29 protein-coding genes are annotated in these 24,996 nt (G+C 70.3%); 17 read left to right on the top strand and 12 right to left on the bottom strand.

The window, feature by feature from the left end:
• Positions 1-214 precede the first annotated feature (214 nt).
• Entirely contained in the window at positions 215-1,489 is a 1,275-nt protein-coding gene (locus FNV62_RS33530; RefSeq protein ID WP_054228111.1) for an NADP-dependent malic enzyme, read from the bottom strand.
• Positions 1,490-2,032: 543 nt separating this feature from the next.
• Between FNV62_RS33530 and FNV62_RS33525 the strand changes: the two genes are divergently transcribed.
• From FNV62_RS33525 to FNV62_RS33515, 3 genes are read left to right on the top strand one after another with little or no spacing between them, the layout of a single operon-like run.
• The gene (locus tag FNV62_RS33525; protein WP_054228112.1) at positions 2,033-2,989 is read left to right on the top strand and encodes an ABC transporter substrate-binding protein; all 957 of its coding nucleotides are present in this window, start codon (positions 2,033-2,035) and stop codon (positions 2,987-2,989) included.
• 38 nt (positions 2,990-3,027) lie between these two features.
• Complete coding sequence (locus tag FNV62_RS33520; protein ID WP_054228113.1) at positions 3,028-3,966, top strand: amino acid ABC transporter permease; 939 nt, start codon at positions 3,028-3,030, stop codon at positions 3,964-3,966.
• Positions 3,963-4,757, top strand: coding sequence for an amino acid ABC transporter ATP-binding protein (locus tag FNV62_RS33515; protein ID WP_097286206.1), 795 nt, complete (start codon positions 3,963-3,965; stop codon positions 4,755-4,757). Before FNV62_RS33520 ends, FNV62_RS33515 begins: the two co-directional genes overlap by 4 nt.
• A 98-nt stretch (positions 4,758-4,855) precedes the next feature.
• Here FNV62_RS33515 and FNV62_RS33510 read toward each other — a convergent pair whose 3' ends face one another.
• The gene (locus FNV62_RS33510; RefSeq protein WP_144315729.1) at positions 4,856-5,644 is read right to left on the bottom strand and encodes a class I SAM-dependent methyltransferase; all 789 of its coding nucleotides are present in this window, start codon (positions 5,642-5,644) and stop codon (positions 4,856-4,858) included.
• A 110-nt stretch (positions 5,645-5,754) separates the two neighbouring features.
• Here FNV62_RS33510 and FNV62_RS33505 point away from each other — a divergent pair, with 110 nt between their 5' ends.
• The gene (locus FNV62_RS33505) at positions 5,755-6,384 is read left to right on the top strand and encodes a CGNR zinc finger domain-containing protein (RefSeq protein WP_143602863.1); all 630 of its coding nucleotides are present in this window, start codon (positions 5,755-5,757) and stop codon (positions 6,382-6,384) included.
• Here the strand turns inward: FNV62_RS33505 and sodX are convergent.
• Positions 6,288-6,722 carry a nickel-type superoxide dismutase maturation protease gene (gene sodX, locus FNV62_RS33500; RefSeq protein ID WP_054228272.1) on the bottom strand — a complete coding sequence of 145 codons (435 nt, stop codon included), beginning with the start codon at positions 6,720-6,722 and terminating at the stop codon, positions 6,288-6,290. The two genes, FNV62_RS33505 and sodX, sit on opposite strands and share 97 nt — an antisense overlap.
• Before the next feature lie 144 nt (positions 6,723-6,866).
• On the opposite strand from sodX, the gene sodN reads away from it, so the two are divergent.
• Positions 6,867-7,262 carry a superoxide dismutase, Ni gene (sodN, locus tag FNV62_RS33495; RefSeq protein ID WP_004983535.1) on the top strand — a complete coding sequence of 132 codons (396 nt, stop codon included), beginning with the start codon at positions 6,867-6,869 and terminating at the stop codon, positions 7,260-7,262.
• Between the two features lie 240 nt (positions 7,263-7,502).
• On the opposite strand, the gene FNV62_RS33490 is transcribed toward sodN, so the two are convergent.
• Positions 7,503-8,456: an NAD(P)-dependent alcohol dehydrogenase gene (locus tag FNV62_RS33490; protein ID WP_144315728.1), complete on the bottom strand. Its 954-nt coding sequence runs from the start codon at positions 8,454-8,456 to the stop codon at positions 7,503-7,505.
• 147 nt (positions 8,457-8,603) lie between these two features.
• Between FNV62_RS33490 and FNV62_RS33485 the strand changes: the two genes are divergently transcribed.
• From FNV62_RS33485 to FNV62_RS33465, 5 genes are all read left to right on the top strand, one after another.
• Positions 8,604-9,497, top strand: coding sequence for a helix-turn-helix transcriptional regulator (locus FNV62_RS33485; protein ID WP_205523167.1), 894 nt, complete (start codon positions 8,604-8,606; stop codon positions 9,495-9,497).
• 40 nt (positions 9,498-9,537) lie between these two features.
• Entirely contained in the window at positions 9,538-9,963 is a 426-nt protein-coding gene (locus tag FNV62_RS33480; RefSeq protein ID WP_054228117.1) for a helix-turn-helix transcriptional regulator, read from the top strand.
• An 88-nt stretch (positions 9,964-10,051) separates the two neighbouring features.
• The gene (locus tag FNV62_RS33475; RefSeq protein WP_060898644.1) at positions 10,052-10,468 is read left to right on the top strand and encodes a VOC family protein; all 417 of its coding nucleotides are present in this window, start codon (positions 10,052-10,054) and stop codon (positions 10,466-10,468) included.
• A 122-nt stretch (positions 10,469-10,590) separates the two neighbouring features.
• The gene (locus tag FNV62_RS33470; protein WP_144315727.1) at positions 10,591-11,445 is read left to right on the top strand and encodes a hypothetical protein; all 855 of its coding nucleotides are present in this window, start codon (positions 10,591-10,593) and stop codon (positions 11,443-11,445) included.
• 20 nt (positions 11,446-11,465) lie between these two features.
• Complete coding sequence (locus FNV62_RS33465) at positions 11,466-12,224, top strand: VOC family protein (protein WP_144315726.1); 759 nt, start codon at positions 11,466-11,468, stop codon at positions 12,222-12,224.
• A 52-nt stretch (positions 12,225-12,276) separates the two neighbouring features.
• Here the strand turns inward: FNV62_RS33465 and FNV62_RS33460 are convergent, their stop codons facing one another.
• The 6 genes from FNV62_RS33460 to FNV62_RS33435 form a co-directional block, all read right to left on the bottom strand.
• Positions 12,277-12,609 carry a DUF952 domain-containing protein gene (locus FNV62_RS33460; RefSeq protein WP_060898647.1) on the bottom strand — a complete coding sequence of 111 codons (333 nt, stop codon included), beginning with the start codon at positions 12,607-12,609 and terminating at the stop codon, positions 12,277-12,279.
• Positions 12,610-12,696: 87 nt separating this feature from the next.
• Positions 12,697-13,110 (bottom strand): YciI family protein, encoded by a 414-nt coding sequence (locus FNV62_RS33455; RefSeq protein WP_143602859.1) that lies wholly within the window; start codon positions 13,108-13,110, stop codon positions 12,697-12,699.
• A gap of 21 nt (positions 13,111-13,131) precedes the next feature.
• A complete protein-coding gene (locus FNV62_RS54720; protein WP_181361041.1) occupies positions 13,132-13,440 on the bottom strand; it encodes a hypothetical protein in 309 nt (102 codons plus the stop codon).
• 158 nt (positions 13,441-13,598) lie between these two features.
• Complete coding sequence (locus FNV62_RS33445) at positions 13,599-14,210, bottom strand: GNAT family N-acetyltransferase (protein WP_143602858.1); 612 nt, start codon at positions 14,208-14,210, stop codon at positions 13,599-13,601.
• Positions 14,211-14,444: 234 nt separating this feature from the next.
• A complete protein-coding gene (locus FNV62_RS33440) occupies positions 14,445-15,491 on the bottom strand; it encodes a family 2 encapsulin nanocompartment cargo protein polyprenyl transferase (protein WP_060898659.1) in 1,047 nt (348 codons plus the stop codon).
• Between the two features lie 152 nt (positions 15,492-15,643).
• The gene (locus FNV62_RS33435; protein ID WP_060898651.1) at positions 15,644-17,050 is read right to left on the bottom strand and encodes a family 2B encapsulin nanocompartment shell protein; all 1,407 of its coding nucleotides are present in this window, start codon (positions 17,048-17,050) and stop codon (positions 15,644-15,646) included.
• Between the two features lie 265 nt (positions 17,051-17,315).
• Between FNV62_RS33435 and FNV62_RS33430 the strand changes: the two genes are divergently transcribed.
• The 3 genes from FNV62_RS33430 (at position 17,316) to FNV62_RS33420 (ending at position 19,355) form a co-directional block, all read left to right on the top strand.
• Entirely contained in the window at positions 17,316-17,549 is a 234-nt protein-coding gene (locus FNV62_RS33430) for a hypothetical protein (RefSeq protein ID WP_054228125.1), read from the top strand.
• 203 nt (positions 17,550-17,752) lie between these two features.
• The gene (locus FNV62_RS33425; RefSeq protein WP_143602856.1) at positions 17,753-18,343 is read left to right on the top strand and encodes an N-acetylmuramoyl-L-alanine amidase; all 591 of its coding nucleotides are present in this window, start codon (positions 17,753-17,755) and stop codon (positions 18,341-18,343) included.
• 130 nt (positions 18,344-18,473) lie between these two features.
• A complete protein-coding gene (locus tag FNV62_RS33420; protein ID WP_143605641.1) occupies positions 18,474-19,355 on the top strand; it encodes a 1-aminocyclopropane-1-carboxylate deaminase/D-cysteine desulfhydrase in 882 nt (293 codons plus the stop codon).
• Positions 19,356-19,371: 16 nt separating this feature from the next.
• On the opposite strand, the gene FNV62_RS33415 is transcribed toward FNV62_RS33420, so the two are convergent.
• Positions 19,372-20,967 carry a Na+/H+ antiporter gene (locus tag FNV62_RS33415; RefSeq protein WP_143605639.1) on the bottom strand — a complete coding sequence of 532 codons (1,596 nt, stop codon included), beginning with the start codon at positions 20,965-20,967 and terminating at the stop codon, positions 19,372-19,374.
• 61 nt (positions 20,968-21,028) lie between these two features.
• Between FNV62_RS33415 and FNV62_RS33410 the strand changes: the two genes are divergently transcribed.
• From FNV62_RS33410 to FNV62_RS33400, 3 genes are all read left to right on the top strand, one after another.
• Entirely contained in the window at positions 21,029-21,289 is a 261-nt protein-coding gene (locus FNV62_RS33410) for a UBP-type zinc finger domain-containing protein (protein ID WP_054228128.1), read from the top strand.
• Between the two features lie 261 nt (positions 21,290-21,550).
• Entirely contained in the window at positions 21,551-21,964 is a 414-nt protein-coding gene (locus FNV62_RS33405; RefSeq protein WP_054228129.1) for an anti-sigma regulatory factor, read from the top strand.
• 17 nt (positions 21,965-21,981) lie between these two features.
• Positions 21,982-23,055: an RNA polymerase sigma factor SigF gene (locus tag FNV62_RS33400; RefSeq protein ID WP_371645104.1), complete on the top strand. Its 1,074-nt coding sequence runs from the start codon at positions 21,982-21,984 to the stop codon at positions 23,053-23,055.
• Positions 23,056-23,194: 139 nt separating this feature from the next.
• On the opposite strand, the gene FNV62_RS33395 is transcribed toward FNV62_RS33400, so the two are convergent.
• Positions 23,195-23,644, bottom strand: a complete 450-nt coding sequence (locus tag FNV62_RS33395; protein ID WP_060898654.1) for a hypothetical protein — start codon at positions 23,642-23,644, stop codon at positions 23,195-23,197.
• A 158-nt stretch (positions 23,645-23,802) separates the two neighbouring features.
• Here FNV62_RS33395 and FNV62_RS33390 point away from each other — a divergent pair, with 158 nt between their 5' ends.
• A complete protein-coding gene (locus FNV62_RS33390; protein ID WP_054228132.1) occupies positions 23,803-24,771 on the top strand; it encodes a diacylglycerol/lipid kinase family protein in 969 nt (322 codons plus the stop codon).
• The last annotated feature ends 225 nt before the right edge of the window (positions 24,772-24,996 follow it).

Genomic DNA, 24,996 nt, shown 5'->3' with positions numbered 1-24,996 from the left:
CTCGACCGCGGGTAGGTGGGGGCTGATCGCGCAGTTCCCCGCGCCCCTCAGGCGGGGCTCCGCCCCATCCCCCGGCTCCCCGCCCTCCCCTGCCGCGCCCCGCCGGGGCGGCGAGGGGCGGACAAGGGCACCGCACCCGTAGGGACCAGTCCGGGACACAAAGCAGGGCCCCGCCGGGAGCACCCCGGCGAGGCCCTGAAATCACGCGGCCGCGTCAGCGACGGGCAACGCCCTCGGCCCGAGCAGCCGCGGCCACCGCCGCGGTCACCGCAGGAGCCACCCGCTCGTCGAACGGCGACGGAATCACGTAGTCCGCGGCAAGGTCGTCCCCGACGACCGCGGCCAACGCCTCCGCCGCCGCGATCTTCATCCCCTCGGTGATCCGAGAGGCCCGCACCTGCAGCGCCCCCGCGAAGATCCCGGGAAACGCCAGCACGTTGTTGATCTGGTTCGGGAAGTCCGACCGCCCGGTGGCGACCACGGCCGCGTACTTGTGGGCGATCTCGGGGTGCACCTCGGGGTTCGGGTTGGCCATGGCGAAGACGAAGGCCCCCTCGGCCATCGACGCCACCGCCGGCTCCGGCACCGTACCCCCGGACACGCCGATGAAGACGTCCGCACCCGCGAGCGCCGACTCCAGCGACCCCGTGAGCCCCGCCTTGTTGGTGATCCCGGCGAGCTCCCGCTTGACGTCGGTCAGATCGTCCCGGTCCGCGGAGACGATGCCCTTGCGGTCCGCGACCGCGACGTCACCGATCCCCGCCTCCAGCAGGAACTTGGCGATGGCGACCCCGGCCGCCCCCGCCCCCGAGATCACCGCACGCAGATCACCCAGCGTCCGCCCGGTCAGCTTCGCGGCATTCCGCAGCGCCGCCAGCGTCACGATCGCGGTCCCGTGCTGGTCGTCGTGGAAGACGGGAATGTCGAGCCGCTCCTGGAGCTTGCGCTCGATCTCGAAGCACCGCGGCGCCGAGATGTCCTCCAGGTTGACGCCCCCGAACGAGGGAGCGAGCCGGACCACGGTCTCCACGATCTCGTCGACGCCCGTGCAGTCCAGCGCGATCGGCACGGCATCCACCCCGCCGAACTGCTTGAACAGGATGGCCTTGCCCTCCATCACGGGAAGGGAGGCCTCCGGGCCGATGTCACCGAGTCCCAGCACCGCCGTACCGTCCGTCACCACAGCGACGACGGACGACTTCCACGTGTAGTCGTGGACGAGCTCGGGCTGCTCGGCGATGGCGCTGCACACCTTCGCCACGCCGGGCGTGTACGCCAGGGACAGGTCGTCCTTGTCACGGACGGGCACGGTGGCCTGCACGGCCATCTTGCCGCCACGGTGCAGCGCAAAGGCAGGGTCGAAGTCGAGGGAGTCGACGGAACCGTCGGAACCGACGGTGTCGACGGAGCCGGCGGAATTGACCGGCTCCACGTCGCCTTCAAGACCCGTACTGCTGTCGCTGCGAGGATTGACGATCTCCGCTGCCACTTTGTTTTACCCCTTAAGTCTTCATTGATTTGAGGGTGACCACTCCTGGTTGAGGGGTGGGCGGGCACCGCGTAACCCTGCCGCCGTGGTGGTGCGTACGGGCGGATACGCGACGGGCGCGCCGCACACGCGCCCTGAGCCCCGGATGAGGGGTGTTGAGAACCTTCTTACCGGACGGACCAGGTCGGCGACGAGTCCATACCGCGAAGCTCACACGCCGGTGACATGACTCATACCTGGATATGTGGACAAGTCCCAGACATGACCTAAAGACACTACAAGTGCGGAGTAGTGGCGGCCCGCATCATGAGATGCGCCGAAGATCTTCCGGCCGGAAGGAGGGATTCCCGCACAAGGTCCGGCCCTGATGGAGCCGTCCGTGGCGGTTCGGGGATCACCCGTTATCCGATTTTGACATAGCGAGTCCCTCGAAGCGCGCAGTCCGAATGGCAAGATGCCGTCATCACACGAGGTCGCGACACCCAAAGGTGTGTGTTCTCGTCGACCCATCGGCAACTCCCTCATCCGCCGGAGGCACCCACCATGACCGCTAGCACCACCCGTCGTACGACCGCCGCGCAGTCCCGGATAGCAGCGGTCGGTGCGATCGCGGTCGCCGGGGCCCTGGTCCTCACCGGCTGCGGTGACCAGACCAAGAAGGACTCCAACAGCTCCTCCTCGAGCGCCGCCTCAGCTCCGCTGGCCTCGAAGCTGCCCGCGTCGATCCGTGACGCGGGTGTCATCAAGGTCGGCTCGGACATCGCGTACGCGCCGGTCGAGTTCAAGGACAGCTCCGGCAAGACCGTGGGTATCGACCCCGATCTCGCGGACGCGATGGGCAAGCAGCTCGGTGTGAAGTTCGATTTCCAGAACGGCACCTTCGACACCCTGATCACGGGTCTGCGCTCCAAGCGGTACGACATGGCGATGTCCGCGATGACGGACACCGCGGACCGCCAGAACGGTGTCGACGCCGACACCGGCAAGAAGGTCGGCGAGGGCGTCGACTTCGTCGACTACTTCACCGCGGGTGTCTCGATCTACACCCCCAAGGGCAAGACCCAGAACATCAAGACCTGGGCCGACCTCTGCGGCAAGAAGATCGCGGTGCAGCGCGGCACGGTCTCGGAGGACCTCGCCAAGTCCGAGTCGAAGAAGTGCACGGGCGGCAAGAAGATCGCCATCGAGTCCTACGACAACGACCAGCAGGCCCAGACCCGGGTGCGCGCCGGTGGCGCCGACGCCGGTTCCTCGGACTTCCCGGTCGCCGCGTACGCGGTGAAGACCTCGGGCGGCGGCAAGGACTTCGAGCTCGTCGGCGAGCAGGTCGAGGCGGCGCCGTACGGCATCGCGGTCGCCAAGTCCAACACCCAGCTCCGCGACGCACTGCAGGCCGCGCTCGACGCGATCATCAAGAACGGCGAGTACGACAAGGTGATAGCGAAGTGGGGCGTCGAGGCCGGCGCCGTCAAGACGGCCGCGGTCAACGGAGGAAAGTGACCGCGGGCGCGAGCGGGCACTGAAAGGCAACAACACCCGTGACTGTTGACATCGACAAGACGGCAGGGCCGGAGGACACTCCTCCGGCCGGGCCGGAGGCCATCAAGGCCATCCCCGTCCGGCACTACGGACGCTATCTCTCGGCCGTCATCGCGATCGCCGTGCTCGTCGCGATCATCTACGCGTTCGGCCAGGGCAAGATCAACTGGCATGCCGTGCCGGACTACTTCTTCGACCACCGCATCATCAAGGGCGTCGGCCAGACGCTGCTGCTGACGGTGCTCTCGATGGCGATCGGCATCCTCGGCGGCATCCTGCTCGCGGTGATGCGCCTGTCGAAGAACCCTGTGACCTCGTCCATCGCGTGGTTCTACATCTGGTTCTTCCGCGGCACCCCGGTCCTCGTCCAGCTGTTCGTCTGGTTCAACCTGGGTCTGGTCTTCGAGTACATCAACCTCGGGCCGATCTACAAGGACTACTGGTCCAGCTTCATGACGCCGTTCCTGACGGCGCTGCTGGGCCTGGGCCTGAACGAGGCCGCGTACATGGCCGAGATCTGCCGTGCCGGTCTGCTCTCGGTCGACGAGGGCCAGACCGAGGCCTCGCACGCGCTGGGCATGAGCCACGGCAAGACGCTGCGGCGGATCATCATCCCGCAGGCGATGCGCGTGATCGTGCCGCCCACGGGCAACGAGGTCATCAACATGCTCAAGACGACCTCCCTCGTGTCGGCGGTGCAGTACTACGAGCTCCTGCGGTACGCCCAGGACATCGGACAGACCTCCGGCGCCCCGGTGGAGATGCTCTTCCTGGCCGCCGCCTGGTACCTGATCATGACCTCGGTCCTGAGCGTGGGCCAGTACTACGTCGAGCGGTACTACGCCCGCGGTTCGAGCCGTCAGCTGCCGCCCACCCCGTGGCAGAAGATCAAGGCCAATCTGACGTCCCTGTCGAGCCGGAAGGGGGCGACGGCATGACCGAGAAGGAAACCGGCAAAGACATTTCCGGTACGCCGATGGTGAAGTCCGAAGGCGTCCACAAGTCCTTCGGCGCGGTCGAGGTCCTCAAGGGCATCGACCTGGAGGTCAAACCCGGCGAGGTCTTCTGCCTCATCGGCCCCTCCGGCTCCGGCAAGTCGACGTTCCTGAGGTGCATCAACCACCTGGAGAAGATCAACGCCGGCCGGCTGTACGTCGACGGGGAGCTGGTCGGCTACCGCCAGAAGGGCGACAAGCTGTACGAGCTCAAGGACAGCGAGGTCGCGCTGAAGCGCCGGGACATCGGCATGGTCTTCCAGCGCTTCAACCTGTTCCCGCACATGACGGCGCTCGAGAACGTCATGGAGGCCCCGGTCCAGGTCAAGAGCATCAGCAGGACCCAGGCCCGGGCGCGTGCGGAGCAGCTCCTGGAGCGCGTCGGCCTGGCCGACAAGGCGGCCAGCTACCCCTCGCAGCTCTCCGGCGGTCAGCAGCAGCGTGTCGCCATCGCCCGCGCGCTGGCGATGGACCCGAAGCTGATGCTCTTCGACGAGCCGACCTCGGCGCTCGACCCGGAGCTGGTCGGTGACGTCCTCGACGTCATGCGCGACCTCGCCGAGTCCGGCATGACGATGATCGTCGTCACCCACGAGATGGGCTTCGCCCGCGAGGTGGGCGACTCGCTGGTCTTCATGGACGGCGGTGTGGTGGTCGAGTCCGGCCACCCGCGTGACGTACTGACGAACCCGCAGCACGAGCGGACGCAGTCGTTCCTGTCCAAGGTGCTCTGAGCCACGGACAAGAGTGAAGGGGCGGTACGGGATTCCCGTACCGCCCCTTCTTCGTCCGGTCCGCGCCCGGACTCCTCGTCCGGACCCCCGCGGCCCGCTTACTTCACCGCCAGCACCAGCGCGTCGGACGGCGACCGCCACACCGCCCGCGCCTCCCCGAAGCCCTTTTCGCGCAGCACGCGCGTGTGCCAGTCGACGGACGGCATGTCGCCGTCGGCGTGCTCCCCGTAGATCTCGAAGCGGCGGGCGGTCGGCGCGGCGAGGGCGGGGTCCTGGGCCGCCAGCTCCCACCAGGCGGCCCAGTCGAGCACCCCGTGCGCCCTGGCCTGGTCCATCCGGGCGTGCCGCTGGGCGCGCTCGGCCTCGTTGATCCGGGGCGTGGACTCGTCGATCATGTGGTCGGCGTTCATGAAGACGCCGCCGTCGCGGACGAGCTGTGCGACCTGGCCGTAGAGGACCGCGAGGGGTTCGCTGTGCAGCCAGTGGAGCGCGGTGGCGGTCAGGACGGCGTCGTACGAGTCGTACGGCAGCCGGGTCGCCCAGTGCGGGTCCTTGAGGTCGGCCGTGACGAAGGAGACCCTCGCGTCGCCCGCGAAGGTGCCCTCGGCGATGGTGAGCAGCGCCGGGTCGAGGTCGACGCCGGTGCTGGTGGCCTTCGGGAAGCGGTCGAGAAGCCGGGCCGTGATGGTGCCGGTGCCGCAGGCCAGGTCGAGGACGCGCGGCTCCGGGCCGCACAGGGCCTCGACCATGTCGAGCATCACCCGGAAGCGCTCCTCGCGGTCCGGCATGTACCACTCCTGTTGCCGGTCCCAGCTCTCCTGCCAGGCGTGCCAGTCGGTGCCGTTGCCATGGATCTCGTCGCTGTCGATTCCCGTGCCGACGGTCATGGAAGCCTCTTCTCCGTTCGTCTTCACTCGCCCGCGTAATACCCTGGAAGCGCAATCAGCCGTTACCTGACCGCACGCACGACGATAGAGCGCCTCCGTAAGGACTACAAGTGGAACTGGCCTATTACTCGGATTACGCGGTACGCCTCGTCAACACCGAGGAGCCGACCCGGGGCAAGGACTCGCTCACCTCGGTCGAGGCGGTCCGGGACCTCTTCGAAGGGAACTCCTCCGCGGCCCGCCGCGCCACGGACGCGGACGTCACCCGCTTCCGGTCGGTCCGCGCCCGGCTGCGCGCCGTCTTCGAGGCGGCCGACGGCGGCGACGAGACCCTGTCCGTGGACCTGCTGAACTCACTCCTCCTGGAGTTCCCCGTCAGCCCGCAGATCTCCGGGCACGACCACCGGGACGACGACGGGCGCCCGCTGTGGCACATGCACCTGGCGGACCACCCGTCGAACGCGACCGCGGGCTACGCGGCGATCGCCGCCATGGGACTCGCCTTCCACCTCACCGCCTACGGCGTGGACCGCCTCGGCCTCTGCGAGGCGGCCCCTTGCCGCAACGCGTACCTGGACACGTCGACGAACCGCTCCCGGCGCTACTGCTCGGACCGTTGCGCGACGCGCGCCAACGTGGCGGCCTACCGGGCCCGCAAACGCCTGGAGGCCGACCGGTCGGAGAGCACCGGCCTGGCGGCGCCGAGGGCCCAGCGGACGACCGCGAGCGGCGAGCGCTGACCCGGCAGGTGGGGCCGGTAGCGGAAACGCACCTTCCCGAGGACGAGGTCCTCGGGCACGGTCCCGTAGTCGGTGCTGTCCCCACCCGCGTAGGCGTTGTCCCCGAGCACCCACCAACCCCCCTCGCGCCGCTCCGCGATCCGCTTCACGACCAGCAGGTCCTGCTGGAACGGATGGCGCAGGACGACCACGTCACCGGGCCCGACCCGGGCCCCGTACTGCACGACGAGCCGATCCCCGTGCTGGAGCGTGGGCACCATGGAGGGCCCCGTCACCTCGGCCGCCCCGAACGGCAGCACGGCCCTCCCACGCTCGGTCTCCTGCGACAGCTCCGGCATCACCGGCACCTCCCCGGTCCATCCTCCACCAGTCCCAGTCTCACCCTGGACTTTTGTCCTAAGCCCATGGGGGCACTCGAGAAAAGACGTCTCCTACGGAGTAATGTCCCACCTGAGAAGACGATCACGAGGAAGGACAGCTCAATGCTCTCCCGCCTGTTTGCCCCCAAGGTCAAGGTCAGCGCGCACTGCGACCTGCCCTGCGGCGTGTACGACCCGGCCCAGGCCCGCATCGAGGCGGAGTCGGTGAAGGCCGTCCAGGAAAAGATGGCCGGCAACGACGACCCGCACTTCCAGGCTCGCGCCACGGTCATCAAGGAGCAGCGCGCCGAGCTCGCCAAGCACCACGTGTCGGTGCTCTGGAGCGACTACTTCAAGCCCCCGCACTTCGAGAAGTACCCGGAGCTGCACCAGCTGGTCAACGACACCCTGAAGGCCCTCTCGGCCGCCAAGGCGTCCACGGACCCGGCCACGGGCCAGAAGGCGCTGGACTACATCGCCCAGATCGACAAGATCTTCTGGGAGACCAAGAAGGCCTGACCTTTGGTCATACGGCTCGACCCGCGACCTGTTCGGTTTCTCCGGTCGCACGGTCCCTCTGCCCGCACCCGGCCCGCGGGACGCCGAACTCGGCGTTCCTGACGGTCCGGGTGCGGTCTTCTTTCGCCGGTCTTCTTTCGCCGGGCTTCTTCCGCCGGCGTCTCGTTCGTCCTTCGTCGGGGCTTCGTTGGTCCTTCCTCGGAGCCGTTGGTCCTGCGTCGGGACTTCGTTCGTCCGACGTCATTCGGACACGGCGACCACGTGCTTGCCGACGACGCCGCCGCGTTCGAACGCCTGGTGCGCCGCGGCGATGTCCGCGAGTGGGTGCACGCTGTTCACCACCGGGCGCAGCGCTCCCGAGGTGACGTGGTCGGCCAGGGCGCGCAGCACGGTGGCGTCGGGGTTGGCGCTGAAGGTGCGGACGCGACGGGCGCCGTACACGCTGGACACCGCGATCGCGGCCAGGGCGGGGGCCGACAGTCCGACGGTGACCATCCGGCCGCCCTTGGCCAACCGGCTCCGGTAGCAGTTAAGTTCCGTGCCGACCGTGTCGACGACGACGTCGAAGGGGCCGATCCGGTCCGAGGTGGTGGAGCCGTGGTCGAGGACCTCGTCGGCGCCGAGGTCGGTGAGGGCGGGGGCGTGACGGGCGCGGGCCAGCGCGGTCACGTGGCAGCCCAGGGCGTGGGCGAGTTGGACGGCGGCCGTGCCGACGCCGCCCGCCGCGCCGCGGACCAGGACCTTCTCTCCGGGCGCGAGGCGTACGGTGTCCCGCACCGCGATCAGCGCCGTCGCACCGGCGACGACCAGGGAGGCCGCTTCGGCCGCGGAGAGCGCCGTCGGGGCGGGGGCGAGCCGGTCCGCGGGGACGACGACGTACTCGGCCGCCCCGCCGATGATGTGTCGCTGCCGGGGGTGAACCGTGCCCCACACCCGCTCCCCGACCCGCGAACCCTCGACGCCGGTGCCGGATCCGGTGACGACGCCGGCGAAGTCCAGCCCCGTGCCGAGCGGGAACCGGCGCCCCGAGACGATCTTCATCTCCCCGGAACGGACGATCACGTCGTGGCCGTTCACGCTGGACGCCTCGACGCGGACCAGTACTTCACCCGCGCCGGGGGCGGGCCGGTCGACGTCGTTGATCCGCAGCACGTCCACCGCGTCGCCGTAACTCGTGATCTGAGCGGCCTTCATGGCGCTGTTCCCTTCCGCGGTCGGCTGTTGCGGTTCAGATCCTGGTAGCGGGCCGCGGCATCACGGTCGTTCGCCTTTTCCCCGGTTCGGCTTTCCTGGGTCCGGCAGACCCACCCTCGCGGGCCGCCCCGCGGGCATACTGAAGCCGTGACCGACGAGCCCGTCGCGGTGAGCGACGATCCCCGACACGAGCTCGGGGAGTTCCTCCGGACTCGCCGCACCCGGCTGCGGCCGCAGGACGTCGGTCTGGAACCCGGTCCGCGGCGGCGCGTCGCCGGGCTGCGGCGCGAGGAACTGGCCCTGCTGGCCGGGGTCAGTTCGGACTACTACCAGCGCATGGAGCAGGGCCGCGACGTACGCCCCTCCGAGCAGGTCCTCGACGCCCTCGCGCGCGCCCTCAACTTCACCGCCGAGGAGACCCGGCATCTGCACAGCCTCGCCGCCGCCGCGCGCACGCCCGCGAGGCGCCCGCGCCCCCACGCGCCCGAGGAGGTGCCGCCCACCACCCTGCGGCTGCTGCGCACGATGACCTCGCCCTCCGTGGTCGTCGGCCGCTTCCTGGACGTACTGGCGTGGAACCCGCTCGCCGGTGCCCTGCTCGGCGAGTTCACCCAGCGCCCGCGGAGCGAACGCAATCTGCTCTCGCTGCTGCTGCACCCCGAGGCCGACCGGACGTGCCCGGAGCGGGCCGCCACCGTCGCCGAGCTGGTCGCGATGCTGCGCTCGCAGGTCGCGGCCGAGCCCGGACATCCGCGCGCCGTCGAGCTGGTCGGTGAACTCGCCGTTCGCAGCGACGAGTTCGCGGGCCTGTGGGCGCGTCATGACGTGGCGGAGACCACGCGCGGCCGGATGCGCGTCCGGCACCCGCTGGTCGGGGAGCTGAACCTGGACTGGGACGCGTACCCGATGCCGGACGCCACCGGCCCCGTACTCATCGCCTTCACCGCCGAGGAGGGCGGGCGCGACGCCGAGCGTCTCCAGCTGCTCGCCGGCCTGCTCGTCGCCCCCGGCCCGGTGGCAGCGTCCCCTCCCCGTCCTTGACCCACCGCCCTCTGTCAGTGGCGCGTGCCATCCTGAAGAAATGACTCTGGAGGATCTGGTCCGGCTGCGCCGGGCACGCGACCGGATGGACCGCGAGTACGCGGAGCCGCTGGACGTCGCCGCGCTCGCGCGCACCGCGCTGATGTCACCCGGGCACTTCCAGCGGAGCTTCCGGGCGGCGTACGGGGAGACGCCGTACAGCTATCTCATGACCCGCCGAATAGAGCGGGCCAAGGCCCTGCTGCGGCGGGGTGACCTGACGGTCACGGAGGTCTGCCTCGCCGTGGGCTGTACGTCGCTCGGTTCGTTCAGCTCCCGCTTCACGGAGCTGGTCGGCGAGACCCCGAGCGCGTACCGGGCCCGGCCGCACGACCACGGCGCCCCGATCCCGCCGTGCGTGGCCCAGCGCCTGACCCGCCCGACCCGCCACCGCAACCCGGAAGCGGAACCGGGTACACGCCTCTAGGACCTGTCCGGCCGATCACAGTGGAGGAAAGCCGCGGCGCCTCGTCGATACCGGCCATGATCGGCCGGACAGGTCCTAGCGTGGGGCCATGGACCTGAAACTCTCACAATGCTTCATCGCCGTGGACGACCACGACAAAGCGCTCGCCTTCTACCGGGACGTCCTCGGTCTGGAGGTCCGGGGTGACGTCGCCTTCGAGGGGATGCGCTGGGTGACGGTCGGCTCCCCGCTCCAGCCGGACGTCCAGATCGTCCTGGAGCCCCCCGCCGCGAGCCCGGACATCTCCCCCGCCGACAAGCAGGCCATGGCAGAGCTCCTCGCCAAGGGCGTCCTGCGCGGTGTCATCTTCTCCACCGCCGACTGCGACGCCCTCTACGAACGCGTCCGCGCCTCCGGCGCCGACGTCCTCCAGGAGCCGATGGACCAGCCGTACGGCGTCCGCGACTGCGCCTTCCGTGACCCGGCGGGCAACCTCCTGCGCTTCACCGAGCGCCCCGATGCCTGACCCCGGCCACCCCGGCCACCCCCGCCTCGGCCGGCGGGAGGCAGACTACGTCCGTGTGTTCCCTGGGAACGGGTCGCCCAGGGAACGGAACGTCTGAAGTCCCGCAGTCCGAGGAGTCATCGATGCCGTCCGCGCGCCCCCGCGTCCTCTACGTCAGTGACCTGGCCTACCCGGCCAAGGGGCGGCGGTACTGCGACGAGGACATCTTCCTCACCTCCCGGCTGCGTGAGGAGTTCGACCTGGCCGTGTGCCACCCCCTGGACGCGGCCGCGCTGATGACCGGCTTCGACGCCGTGGTCGTGCGGAACAGCGGGCCCGTGCTGCACTACCAGGCGCAGTACGACGCGTTCCGGAAGCAGGCGGTCACGGAAGGTGTCCGCGTGTACAACCAGCTGTCCGGCAAGGGGGACATGGCGGGGAAGGGGTACCTGCTGGACCTCACCGCGGCGGGGTTCCCGGTCATCCCGACCATCGACCGCGCGGACGACCTCGACCGGCTTCCGGACGTGGACACCTACGTCGTGAAGCCCAAACTGGGAGCGGATTCCATCGGCCTGGAGTTCGTACCGCGCGACCGGCTGCCCGAACTGCCGTACGGCAACATCCTCGTCCAGCCACGCATCGACTTCCGCTACGAGGTGTCCTTCTACTTCGTCGACCACACCTTCCAGTACGCCCTGTACGCCCCCCGCCCGGAGGAGCGCTGGGCCCTGGAACCGTACGCGCCGACCGAGCGGGACCGGGAGTTCGCGCAGCGGTTCGTCGACTGGAACGACATCGCGTACGGCATCCAGCGCGTCGACGCCTGCCGGGCCCCCGACGGCGAACTGCTCCTCGTGGAGCTGGAGGACCTGAACCCCTACCTGTCCCTGGACGTCCTCTCCCCCGACGCGCGGGACGCCTTCGTCTCACGGGTGAAAACATCGTTGCGCGGGCTGATCGGACAGGAGAGGGTACGAGCCGCACCCGGCGTCTGAGAGGGAACGGGAAACGACCCATGGCTGACCCCATTCGATGGACCTACGCCTTCGTCGACCGCCCCATGAAGGACTTCGGTCGCGCCTGCGGCTTCTGGACCGCGGTCACGGCGACGGAGCTGTCCGAACCGCGCGGTGAGCAGGGCGAGTTCGTGACCCTGCTGCCCGACGGCACCGACGCCTGCGTCAAGGCCCAGGGCGTCGACGCGGGCGAGGGCGGCGCCCATCTCGACCTCGCCGTCGAGGACGTACCGGCGCTGGCGGAGTCGGCCCGGCGGCTCGGCGCCGAGATCGTCACCGCCGAAGAGGACCTGGTCGTCCTGCGCTCCCCCGGCGGTCAGCCGTTCTGCGCGGTCCGTTGGCACGGCGAGTCGGCGCGGCCTCCGGTCGTCCCGGGCCCCACCGGCACCACCAGCCGCCTCGACCAGGTGTGCCTGGACGTGGCGCCCACCCGCTTCGAGGCCGAAGTCGCCTTCTGGAGCGCCCTGACCGGATGGGACTCACACCCCAGCGCGCTCCCGGAGTTCCACCTGCTCAGGCCACCCGCCGGGCTCCCCTTCCGCATCCTCCTGCAACGCCTCGACACCGCCCGCCCCGCCGCCGCCCACCTCGACATCGCCTGCTCGGACATCGAGGCGGTACGCGCCCACCACGAGCGGCTCGGTGCCGTGCTCGTCGGCCACGGCGCCCGCTGGACCGTCATGCGCGACCCGGTCGGCGGCACGTACTGCCTGACCGGCCGGGACCCGGCGACGGGCAGCCTCCCGGCTCCGGCCTGATCCGAGGAACGACCCGAAGCGGACGCCCCGGAGCGGACGGCCGCGGACAGCCCTACGCGGACTCCCACACCTCCACGTCCACCACGGCCGCCACCGGAATCGGCCCATAGATGTGCGGGAACTCCTCGCCCCCGGGCTTGACCGCCTCGTAGCGCACCGGCACGTCCAGCCGTTCGGGATCGATGACCAGGAGCACCAGCTCGTCGGGGCCGTCGTACCCGCCGTACAGGAAGGAGGCGACCCCGGGGACCTGGTGCCGCAGCGAGCAGTGGATGAAGCCCTCCTCCTGGAGGGTGCGGCCACGGGTGGACATCTCGTACGCGCCGGACGCGCGCGCCGCGTCCCACAGGGAGCGCTCGGTGAGGTGCAACAAGGGTTCGGACATGCCGCCACGCTACGGCCTCGGCCGGGCCGCCCGCGTCTCCAAGTAGCGCCGCTCGGGGAGCCCGAGGGTCCCGCGGGCGCATCCCGCTCAGATGTCTGCGGCGCCGTCCAGGATGGGGCGGATGACCACCGGGTAGTTCGTGGCGCCCTCGGGTCCTGGGCAGCGGGTGACGCGCTCGGCGATCTCGGTGACCCGCTCCAGGCTCGCGCACTCCAGGACCCAGTAGCCGGCGATCAGCTCCTTGGCCTCGCCGTACGGCCCGTCGGAGATGACGGCCTTCCCGTCCTGCCCTGCCGTGACCAGGCGGGTCCGTGCCGGTTCGGCCAGCCCCTGCCCGTCGACGAGCTCACCGGACTTCGAGAGGTCGTCGTTGATCGCGCCCATGTACGCGTACATCGCCTGCAGCTCCTGCTCGCTCCAGGCCGGGGCGTGCGCGGAGCCCTTGCCCCGCATGCCCTCATAGTCCGCCTGCGTGCCCTGCACCATCACCAGGTACTTCATGAGTCGGCTCCCTCGGCTTCCTCATTTTTCCGCGACGGACTCCCCGGGATGCTCCCGGGGCTCCCCGGTGTCCCTGGTGTCCCTGCCGGGTTCGACTCCGGTCCCGGGTACGGACCGGGACCCCGCGCCGCCTCCGCCTCCGGCTTTGGCGCCGCCGCCGGACCTGGCTCCGACTCCGGCGCCGGGCTCGCCGACGTATGCCTCGCACTCCGGGTTGTGGCAGGGGCCGGGACCCCACACGGGAACGAACGCGCCCAGCGTCTTGTGGCGCCGCACGACGGTGCTGACCGGCTGCCGGCAGGCGGGGCAGACATGCTCATCGGTGCCCATGCATTCAGGGTAGGGCGGGAGACGCTTCAGCGCTTCCCGCTGTACGTCCGCACGAAGACGCCGCTCTTGAACGCGCGCACCTCGGTCGAGCAGCGCTCCCGCGAGCCGCGCACCGCCGCCAGACGGATGCCGAACCCGCCGTCCTCCGGCTTGCCCGATCAGACCCCCCGCCCGGGCTGCGGCTCGCGCCACATCGGCCACATCCGCGGACCGTCCGGCAGGTCGAGAGGGCGACCCGTGAGGGCGAAGCCGAGACGCTCGTAGAGCCGGCGGCTATCGGCGTTGCTCGCCTCCAGATAGGCGGGCAGACCCTCGCGGTCGCAGCGGTCGAGGACCGACCGGACGAGCGCGGTGCCGAGGCCCTCGCCCTGGCGCTCCGGCGCCACGCCGATCATCCACAGGTACTCGTGGGCGCGGCCCGCGGGATGGATCCCGGCCGTCAGGCGGCCGATCAGCTCGACGCGCTCGTTGTCCGGGTCGACGGCCTCACGCAGCCGTACGGGACCGTCGTCCTCCTCGTCGGCGTGGCCCGCGTCGGCGGGCACGGGCAGCCACAGCGCGCACGCCGTGCCGTCCTCCGTGACGTCCACGCGGCCCTCGGCGAGCACGACCTCGGTGAACATCCCCATCAGCCCGGGGTGCTTGGCGCGGCGGTGCGCCGCGTCCGGAAAGACCCAGACACTCACCGGGTCGTCCTGGAACGCCTCGTCGAGCAGCCGGGTGACCAGCTCCCGATCGCCCTCGTCCGCCGTCCGGATCACCACGCCCATGTCCCACCCTCTCGCCTCAACCGCCGCTGATCGTACGGCTGTTGCAGCCTAGGGCCTGTCGGGCCTGTCCGGGCCTGAGAGGGGCGGGCCCCGCACACCGTGGGGATGCGCGGGACCCGCTCCGGCCGGAGCCCGGTGCCGTACGGAGGTCAGGTGCCGTACGGTCCCGGAGGCCCCGGGGTCTTCAACCGCCCTTCTGAAGGGTCGAACGGGTCATCCGGAGGGTCGAACACGTCAGTTGCTGCGCCGCGTCACGAACTCCGCGAGCGCGAGGAGGCCGCCCGCCGCCTCCGGGTCGGGGATCGCCCGGGACAGCTCGTGCATCGCCCGGGACATCCGGTCGGCCGCCTGGAGCTGCGCCCAGTCACGGCCGCCCGCCCGCTCGACGGCCAGGACCGTGCGCTCCAACTCCCCTTCCTCGTAGGGAACCCCGTACAGCTCGGCGAGTTCCGTCGCCGCCGGGGTGCCGGAGGCGAGCGCCGCGACCACGGGCAGCGACTTCTTGCGGGCGATGAGGTCCGCCCCGGCCGGCTTGCCGGTGCGGCTCGGGTCCCCCCAGATCCCGATCACGTCGTCGATCAGCTGGAAGGCGAGGCCGGCCTCCCGGCCGAACGCGTCCAGCGCGTCGACGTCCTCCTCGTCCGCCCCCGCGTACAGCCCGCCGAGCGCACACGCGCAGCCGAGCAGCGCGCCGGTCTTGGCCTCGGCCATGGCGAGTACTTCGTCGAGGGTGACCTCGGCGGGTCCGCGCTTCTCCATGGCCGTGTCCGCGTGCTGCCCCTCGCACAGCTCGACGACGCAGGAAGCGAGCCGGGCGGCGGCGGCCTGGGACGCCGGGTGTGAGTCCTCGGCGAGCAGCCGCTGGGCGAGCGCCTGCATGGCGTCCCCGGCGAGGATCGCGTCGGCGTCGCCGAACACGGTCCACGCGGTGGGGCGGTGTCTGCGGGTGGTGTCCCGGTCCATGACGTCGTCGTGCAACAGCGTGAAGTTGTGGATCAACTCCACGGCGGCCGCCGCCTGCACGGCGGCCGCGTGCTGACCGCCGAGCGCTCCCGTGGCGGTGAGCACCAGGGCCGGGCGGATCGCCTTGCCCGCGTTGCCCGCCGCCGGGGTGCCGTCCGCGTGCTCCCAGCCGAAGTGGTAGAGCGCGATCCGGCGCATGGATCCCGGCAGCGAGTCGACGGCTCTGCGGAGCGCGGGGTCGACGGACGCCCGGGCGTACTCCAGGATGCCCGTCGCCTCCTGTCCGTCCACCGGGCCGGGCGCGACCTGCCGGTCCATGGGCCTCCCGTCCGCGGAACCGCCGTCCGAGGGCCTGCCTTCCGTGGGCTTGCCGATGCGGCCCCGCCTGTCCAGGGTCTCGGCCGGACTCCGCCTCGTCCCCGGTGTTCCCGCCTGGTCGGGCGGGAACACGGCGGCGGGCGTCGGGAAGGTCACCGCCAGCGGCCGATCTCGACGTTCTCCAGGATGCCGAGGGCGTCCGGCACGAGAACCGCCGCCGAGTAGTACGCCGTCACCAGGTAGGAGATGATCGCCTGTTCGTTGATGCCCATGAAGCGCACCGACAGGCTCGGCTCGATCTCGTCGGGGATGCCCGCCTGCTGGAGGCCGATGACACCCTGCTCGGCCTCGCCGGTACGCATGGCGATGATCGAGGTCGTACGGGCGTCGCTGACGGGGATCTTGTTGCACGGGAACAGCGGCACACCACGCCAGGTCGGGATCCGGTTGCCCGCGATCTCGACGCTCTCGGGGACCAGCCCACGCTTGTTGCACTCGCGGCCGAACGCGGAGATCGCGCGCGGGTGGGCGAGGAACAGCTTGGTGCCACGCCGGCGGCTGAGCAGCTCGTCCAGGTCGTCGGGGCTGGGCACGCCGTCGTGCGGCTGGAGCCGCTGGTCGTACTCGCAGTTGTTGAGCAGTCCGAACTCCCGGTTGTTGATGAGCTCGTGCTCCTGGCGCTCCTTCAGCGCCTCGACGGTGAGGCGGAGCTGCTGCTCCGTCTGGTTCATCGGCTGGTTGTAGAGATCGGCCACACGCGTGTGCAGGCGCAGCACGGTCTGGGCGATGCTCAGTTCGTACTCGCGCGGCGCCGCCTCGTAGTCCACGAAGGTGCCGGGGATGTCCTCCTCCCCGGTGTGGCCGGCCGCGAGGTCGATCTCCTTCTCGCCGTACTTGTTGGTGCGCTGCTCCGGAATCGCGCGCAACGACGTGAGGTGCTCGCGCAGGAAGTCGGAGCGCTCGGCGACCTGCTCGAGGTCCTGGCGGGCCAGCGCGAGCACGGTGACCGCGGTGACGGCGCGGGCCGTGTACTCCCAGATGGCGTCCGGGTCGATGAGCGCCTGCTCGCCGAAGTACGCGCCGTCGGCGAGGACGCCGAGGACCGCGTCGCCGCCGTACGGGCCGGTGCCGATCTTCTGCACCTTGCCGTGCGCGAGCAGGAACACCTCGTCGGACGGGCTGCCGAACGAGGCGAGCACTTCGCCCGGTGCGAACTCCCGCTGCTGGCACCGCCGGGCGAGCTCGCCGAGCACCTCCTGATCCTCGAACGAGCGGAGCACGGACAGCTCGCCGAGCTCCGCGGGGATGACCTGCACACGGTCACCGGTCTTCACGAACGTCACGCGGCCGTCGCCCACGGAGTAGCTGAGCCGCCGGTTCACGCGGTACGTGCCACCCTGCACGTTCACCCACGGCAGCATGCGCAGCAGCCACCGTGAGCTGATCTCCTGCATCTGGGGTGCGGACTTGGTGGTGGTGGCCAGGTTCCGCGCGGCCGATGTGCCGAGACTCTGCTGCGGCTTGCCCTGACCCGCACGGACCTCTTCGCCTACCGACATGAAAATTGCCCTCCCGGTCGTGCACTGATCTGCGCCGACCAGCCTTCCATCACGGAGCGTGCCGGTGCTATTACACAAATGAGCGGGAATGGATCACGGGGGATTGGGCAGAGGATCCGCTTTTGTCGATCGATCGAACAGACGGTGCCGTCGTCCTCGAACAGCCGCAGCCGTCGCCTTCGAACAGCGCGGAGCCGTTGCGAGCGGGAACTCCGAGATCAGGCCAACCGTTTGACGCGGTGACGGACGACGACAGGAGACGGCAATGGCAGGCTTCCTGGACCGCGCCAAGGAACAGGCGCAGCGAGGGCTCACTCAGGGCAAGCAGAAGCTCGACGAGGTGCAGGCGCAGCGTGCGGGCGGCGACCTCCTGAAGAAACTGGGCGCGGCGTACTACGCGGAGCGGCGCGGCAGCGGCTCCCCCGAGGCGACCCAGCAGGCCCTGCAGGCGCTGGAGAGCCACATCGCCGTGAACGGGGACGCGTTCCTGCGCTCCTGACGGGCCTCGCGGACGCCCCGCAGACACACTCGGGACGCCCCGCGAACGCGCCGTGCACGCGCCGGTCAGACGCGCCCGCGCCCCTGACCGGATCGACTCGCACGCCGTACGAACGGCTGGGCCGGAGCCCCGGGTTCCGGGTACAAGCTGCGGTACGAGACGGCCGCGACCGGTGGCCGCCGCGCAGTGCGAAGGGGGCGGTCATGGCCCCACCCATGTCCGCGGGCGGTTTCCTGAACCGGCTCAGGGAGGAAGGCGTCACCGTCGTCGAGGTCGGCGACTGGGAGCATCACAACCGCAACCACAAGGGGCCCTGGGGTCCGGTGTACGGCGTGATGATCCACCACTCGGTGACCTCGGGCAACGAGCACACCGTCGAGATCTGCCGTGCGGGCCGCCCGGACCTGCCCGGTCCGCTGTGCCACGGCGTCATCACCAAGGACGGTGTCCTGCACCTCGTGGGCTACGGCCGGGCCAACCACGCGGGTCTGGGTGACGACGACGTGCTGCGCGCCGTGATCGCGGAGAAGGCGCTCCCGCCGGACAACGAGGCGAACACCGACGGCAACCGCCACTTCTACGGCTTCGAGTGCGAGAACCTCGGCGACGGAAGGGATCCGTGGCCCGAGGTGCAGCTGGAGGCCATCGAGAAGGTCGCGGCCGCGATCTGCCGCCACCACGGCTGGACGGAGCGTTCGGTCATCGGCCACCTGGAGTGGCAGCCGGGCAAGGTCGACCCGCGCGGCTTCATGATGGCCACGATGAGAGAGCGCGTCCGCGACCGCCTCAAGTGACGGACGGGCACGGGGTGGCCGCCCGTATACCGGACAGGTGTCCGACAATGGTGGGGTGCCCAGCCCCACAACCCCGGACGGCCCGACCACCCCGGCCACTCCGGACGTCCCCGAAGCGCTCGACCCGACCATGCTGCGGCCGAGGCTGCCCTCGCCGCTGTGTCAGGTCGAGGACGAGCGCTTCACGCGCCGTGGCGTACGGCTGCTGCTCAAGCGGGACGATCTGATCCACCCGGAGCTGATCGGCAACAAGTGGCGCAAGCTCGCCCCGAACCTCCGCGCGGCGGCGGGCCGCACGGTGGTCACGTTCGGCGGCGCGTACTCCAACCATCTGCGCGCCACCGCCGCCGCGGGCCGCCTCCTAGGGCTGACGACCGTGGGGGTGGTCCGCGGCCAGGAGCTGGCCGACCGCCCCCTCAACCCCTCACTGACCCGCTGCGCGGCCGACGGCATGCGACTGCACTTCGTCGACAGATCGACGTATCGCCGCAAGGGCGAACCGGAGACGCTGGCCGCCCTGCTGCGCTCGGTGGACGCCGAGGACGCGTACGTCGTCCCGGAGGGCGGCAGCAATTCCCTTGCCGTACGCGGCTGCCGGGAACTCGGCGCGGAGCTGCGGGGCCATGACGGTGTCGACATGGCCGCCCTGGCCTGCGGCACCGGCGGCACCCTCGCCGGCCTGGCCGCCGGCCTCGCCCCCGACCAGCGGGCCCTGGGGATCCCCGTCCTCAAGGGCGGCTTCCTGGGGAGTGACATAAGCGCCTTCCAGGAAGCCGCCTTCGGTGGCCGGCGCGGCACCTGGTCACTCGACGACCGCTTCCACTTCGGCGGCTACGCCCGCACCACGCCCGAACTCGACACCTTCGCCGCGGACTTCGAACAGCGCCACGGCCTGCCCCTGGAACGTCTCTATGTCGCCAAGATGCTCTACGGACTTGTCACCCTGGTGGAAGAGGGGGCGTTCACACGGGGGACGACGGTGGCGGCGGTGATCACGGGGGCACCGCTCTGAGCCCTCGTCCGGCGCCTCACGCCGCTTCCCGGTAGGCCGCCGCCTCCTCCAGGTCGAGTCTGCGCAGGAGCGTGCGGAGCATTTCGTCGTCGATGTAGCGGTGGTCGCGGAGTTTCACGAACATCTCGCGTTCGGCGCTGATCATCTCGCGGGACAGGCGGCGGTAGGTGTCGTCGGCGGTCTCCCCGGTCACCGGGTTGACGGCGCCGAGCCGTTCCCAGACGGCGTTGCGGCGGCGTTCCAGGACCGAGCGGAGCCGGTCGGCGAGCGGCGGGGGCAGGGCGTTGCGCTCGTCGGTGAGGAGCGCGTCGAGGCGCTCCTCGGCGACCCGGGACGCCTGCGCCTGGGCGTTCGCCTCGGCGAGCGTCTCGGCCTGGACGTCGCGCCCCGGCAGCTTCAGTAGGCGGATGAGAGGGGGCAGGGTCAGCCCCTGGACGACCAGGGTCCCGATCACGGTGGTGAAGGTGAGGAAGAGGAGCAGGTTGCGATCGGGGAAGGAGGCGCCACCGTGCACGGTGAGCGGGATGGAGAAGGCGATGGCGAGCGAGACCACCCCGCGCATGCCGGCCCAGCCGATGACGAACGGGCCCTTCCAGGTGGGGGCCCCCTCGCGCGCCCGGATGCGCGCCGACAGGAGCCGGGGCAGGAAGGTGGCCGGATAGACCCACAGGAACCGGGCGGCGACCACGACCAGGAAGACGGCCACCGCGTACCAGGCGGCCTGGGCTCCCTGGTACTGGCCGAGGCCTTTGAGGACGACCGGCAGTTGCAGTCCGATCAGGGCGAACACCGCCGACTCCAGGACGAACGCGACCATCTTCCACACCGCCTCCTCCTGGAGCCGGGTCGCGAAGTCCACCTCCCAGGCACGGTGCCCGAGGTAGAGCGCGACGACGACCACCGCGAGCACTCCGGAGGCGTGCACCTGCTCGGCGATCCCGTAGGCGACGAAGGGGATCAACAAGGAGAGGGTGTTTTGGAGAAGCGCCTCATTCAGGTGCGTGCGCAACCAGTGGATCGGAACCATCAGGACGAGACCGACGACCACACCCCCGACCGCCGCGAGGAGGAACTCACGGATACCGCCCGCCCAGGTCGCGCCCTCGCCGACCGCGGCGGCGAGGGCCACCTTGTAGGCGGTGATCGCGGTCGCGTCGTTCACCAGGGACTCGCCCTGAAGGATCGTGGTGATCCGCGAGGGCAGCCCCACCCGGCGCGCCACCGCCGTGGCCGCCACCGCGTCCGGCGGCGCCACCACCGCTCCGAAGACCAGCGCCGCGGGCAGCGGCAGGCTCGGCACGATCAGATAGGCGGCCCAGCCGACGGCCAGCGTCGCGAAGAGCACGTACCCCACCGACAGCAGCGCGATGGGCCGCATGTGCGCCCGAAGATCGAGGTACGAGCTGTCGGTGGCCGCCGTGTACAGCAGCGGGGGCAGCACCAGCGGGAGCACGATCTCCGGGTCGAGTTCGTATCCGGGCACTCCAGGGACGTACGAGACGACCAGGCCCGCCGCGACGAGCAACAGCGGCGCCGGCACCGGGGTACGACGGGCGAGCCCGGCGACCGCGGCGCTCCCCGCGACCAGCAACAGCAGTGGCAATACGTCCATCGTCTTCCGCCCGCCCTCGTTTTCGCGCGACATGCCGCACGCCCGACGTAACCTGGCAATCATGAAACAGTGCACGCACGCCGACGAGCTGCCGCACCCCGAACCCGGACCGCTGAGCGAGACCTGCCTGGAGTGCCAGGCCGCCGGTACACATCCGGTGCAGTTGCGGCTGTGTCTGAGCTGCGGGCACCTCGGCTGCTGCGACTCCTCGCCGCTGCGGCACGCGACGGAGCATTTCAAGGAGACCGGACATCCCGTGATGCGGACCTTCGAACCCGGTGAGAGCTGGCGCTGGTGCTTCGTCGACCACGTACTGGCGTGACCCACGGCTCGGACGGTTCGACCGTCTGACGCCTGGGTACGTCAACCCGGCGCGCGCTCTTCCTATTTGGGCCCGCAGACCCCTAGCCACTGTGCGTACTCGTAGGCTTACTATGAGTGACAGCAAGGGGCGGGGTCCCCAGGACAGGAAAGTTGGGAGCGCGGTAGCGTCACCGCTGAACCACCTAGCGCGTTACCCCGGGGGGCGACCCTCGGCCCCCGAAAAGAGCTCGAAAGAGCTTGTACCACCTTGGAGGTGAGGGTGTCCCAGATCGCAGGCGAGCCCGCGACTAAGGACTTCGTGGAAGTCCGGCTGCCGGCCGCGGGTGCCTACCTGTCGGTGCTGCGTACGGCTACGGCCGGTCTCGCGGCCCGTTTGGACTTCACCCTCGACGAGATCGAGGACCTCCGCATCGCGGTGGACGAGGCCTGCGCGATTCTGCTGCAGCAGGCCGTCCCCGGATCGGTGCTCAGCTGTGTCTTCCGGCTCATCGACGACTCGCTCGAGGTGACGGTCTCCGCTCCGACCACCGATGGTCACGCTCCGTCACGGGACACGTTCGCGTGGACCGTCCTGTCGGCGCTCGCGGGCAAGGTCGACTCCACCGTCGCCGAGGACAAGACCGTTTCGATCAGCCTCTACAAACAGCGCGGCGCGGGACCCGGGCCGGCGTGAGGAACGGGGACGGGCCGGTGCGGGACGAAGAGCGCGGCACACGGGAGCTTCCCGCCGGACGCGTCGACGGCCTCGACGGGCCGCGGCGCGCGGTGGAAGGCGTCGACGGCATCCCCGAACAGGCCCGGCCGCACCCGGAGGACGCACAGGAGAGCCTCTCCGGCCAGGACGACGGGCAACGGGATCCGGAGGGTGCCGCGCCGAGCACGTCCTCGGAAGGGCGGCGGCTGGTGACGGGCGGGACTATGAGCGAGCACGAGCGACACGACAAGCCAGGGGTGCAGAGCGTGCAGGGCACGCAGCAAGGGCCGAGCGCCCAGCACATCCAGCACGACCCGCAGGACCGCAGCGGCGCGCGGGCGATGTTCATCGAGCTGCGCAAGCTGCAGGACGGCAGTGCGGAGTACGCGGAGCTGCGCAATCAGCTGGTCCGCATGCACCTCCCGCTCGTCGAGCACCTCGCGCGCCGCTTCCGCAACCGCGGTGAGCCGCTGGACGACCTCACCCAGGTCGCGACCATCGGCCTGATCAAGTCGGTCGACCGCTTCGACCCGGAGCGCGGCGTCGAGTTCTCCACGTACGCGACTCCGACGGTCGTCGGCGAGATCAAGCGGCACTTCCGCGACAAGGGCTGGGCGGTGCGGGTGCCGCGGCGCCTGCAGGAACTGCGCCTGGCCCTGACGACGGCTACGGCCGAGCTGTCGCAACAGCACGGGCGCTCTCCCACCGTCCACGAGCTGGCCGAGAAGCTGGCCATCTCGGAGGAGGAGGTCCTGGAGGGACTGGAGTCCGCCAACGCGTACTCCACGCTGTCGCTGGACGTCCCCGACACGGACGACGAGTCCCCGGCGGTCGCGGACACGCTGGGCGCGGAGGACGAGGCCCTGGAGGGCGTCGAGTACCGGGAGTCGTTGAAGCCCCTGCTCGAGGACCTCCCCCCGAGAGAGAAGCGGATCCTGCTCCTTCGCTTCTTCGGCAACATGACCCAGTCGCAGATCGCACAGGAGGTCGGCATCTCCCAGATGCACGTCTCCCGCCTGCTGGCCCGCACCCTCGCCCAGCTCCGCGAAAAGCTCCTGGTCGAGGAGTAGTCGAGGAGTAACCGGGCAACCGCCGAGCGGGGGCGTCGCCACGGAGTCCCCGATGGGCGGACGAGCCCGGCCCTCCGGGCGCGGATCCCGCCTTTTCAGCGGGCGCGCAACCGGTGCGGACCCCGCCGACAGGCCGAAGCTACTTGGTTTCCTCGGCGGCCCCGGGGCCGCGGATGCCCAGCGCCCGGGTGGTCTCGGAATTGACGAGCAGGACCAGCGCCGTGATCGCGACCGCCGCGAGGGCGATTCCGGCGGGGATCGCCACGCTGTCCGCCTGGAGCAGGCTGTAGGCGACGGGCAGCGCCATGATCTGGGTGATGACCGCGGGCCCCCGGCTCCAGCTGCGGCGCAGCAGCAGGCCCCGGGCGGCCAGCAGGGGCAGCAGCGCGAGCACGATCAGCGTCACACCCAGGGTCACGCCCTGCTGCCGGTCTCCCGAGTCACTCGTGGCCCCCAGGACGAGCATCCACACGCCCCCCACGGCGAGGACCAACCCCTCCAGCGCGGCCAGCGCGGCCGCGGCGGTCAGCCGTCCGGGACGGGGCTCTGCGGAGGGGGCGTCAGGGGTGGGGATCTGCTCAGCGCTCACCCCCGAAGGGTATCCCTCGGGCCCCGGCGCGCGGCCCGACCCCGCCCGCCACCCCACCGCGTCCCGCACCTGACCGTGTCGAGACTCACGTCCCTATCTCTTACCGGATCCCTAACTCTGTCTGGGACCAGTACCCCTCGGTAGGTACGCTGCATCGCATGCGTGCACTTCTCGTGGTCAATCCGGCAGCTACCACCACAAGTGCGCGCACGCGCGATGTCTTGATCCACGCGCTGGCGAGCGAGATGAAGCTCGAGGTGGTCACGACCGAGTACCGCGGGCACGCCCGGGACCTCGGCCGGCAGGCCGGGGAGAGCGACGACATAGAACTGGTGGTCGCACTCGGCGGCGACGGCACCGTCAACGAGGTCGTGAACGGTCTCCTGCACAACGGCCCCGACCTGGACCGCCTGCCCCGCCTCGCGGTGGTCCCCGGCGGCTCCACCAATGTCTTCGCCCGCGCCCTGGGCCTGCCCAACGACGCCGTGGAGGCCACCGGCGCCCTGCTGGACGCGCTCAGAGAGGACCGCGAGCGCGCGATCGGCCTCGGTCTCGCCGCGGGTACCCCGGGCACCGAGGACGAAGCCGTCCCCTCCCGCTGGTTCACCTTCTGCGCGGGACTCGGCTTCGACGCGGGGGTGATCGGTCGGGTCGAACAGCAGCGCGAGCGCGGCAAGCGTTCCACCCACGCCCTCTATTTGCGCCAAGTGGCACGTCAGTTTTTGGACGAACCTCACCGCAGGCACGGAACGATCACGCTGGAGCAGCCCGGCCAGGACCCGGTCACCGATCTTGTGATGTCCATAATCTGCAACACCTCGCCCTGGACGTTTCTCGGCAATCGTCCGGTGTACGCGTCACCTAAGGCTTCGTTCGATACCGGACTCGACGTACTCGCTCTCAACCGCATGTCGACGGCCTCGGCTGCCCGGTATGCCACCCAGTTGCTCACTTCGTCCCCCGAGCGCGGACCCCACGGCAAGCACGCCCTGTCCCTGCACGACCTGACCGACTTCACCTTGCATTCGAAGGCGCCACTCCCCCTCCAGATGGACGGCGACCACCTGGGACTGCGCACTAGCGTGACGTTCACAGGCGTACGCCGTGCACTGCGTGTGATTGTGTGAGCGGAAGGGCCCAAAGTCCTTTCACTCGAACGTTTAGACCAGGGTCCACCCCATGGAAGTACGGCTGTGACCTAGTCGACACCGAGGAATCAAAAAAAACTTTCCAGAAGGGGTTGTATCCGCCGCTGAGGTTTGCGAGTCTCTACGTGGCGATCGGGACGGCCCGCAACATCGGCCCCACAGAGAGCCAGAACCCCTCCTCAAATCACAGGACCACGTCAGGGA

The organism is Streptomyces sp. RLB3-17 (assembly GCF_007113425.2).
Classification (GTDB): Bacteria; Actinomycetota; Actinomycetes; order Streptomycetales; family Streptomycetaceae; genus Streptomyces; species Streptomyces mirabilis_D.
Note: the sequence above shows the minus strand (reverse complement) of the source record. Positions and strands in the feature narration are given on the sequence as shown.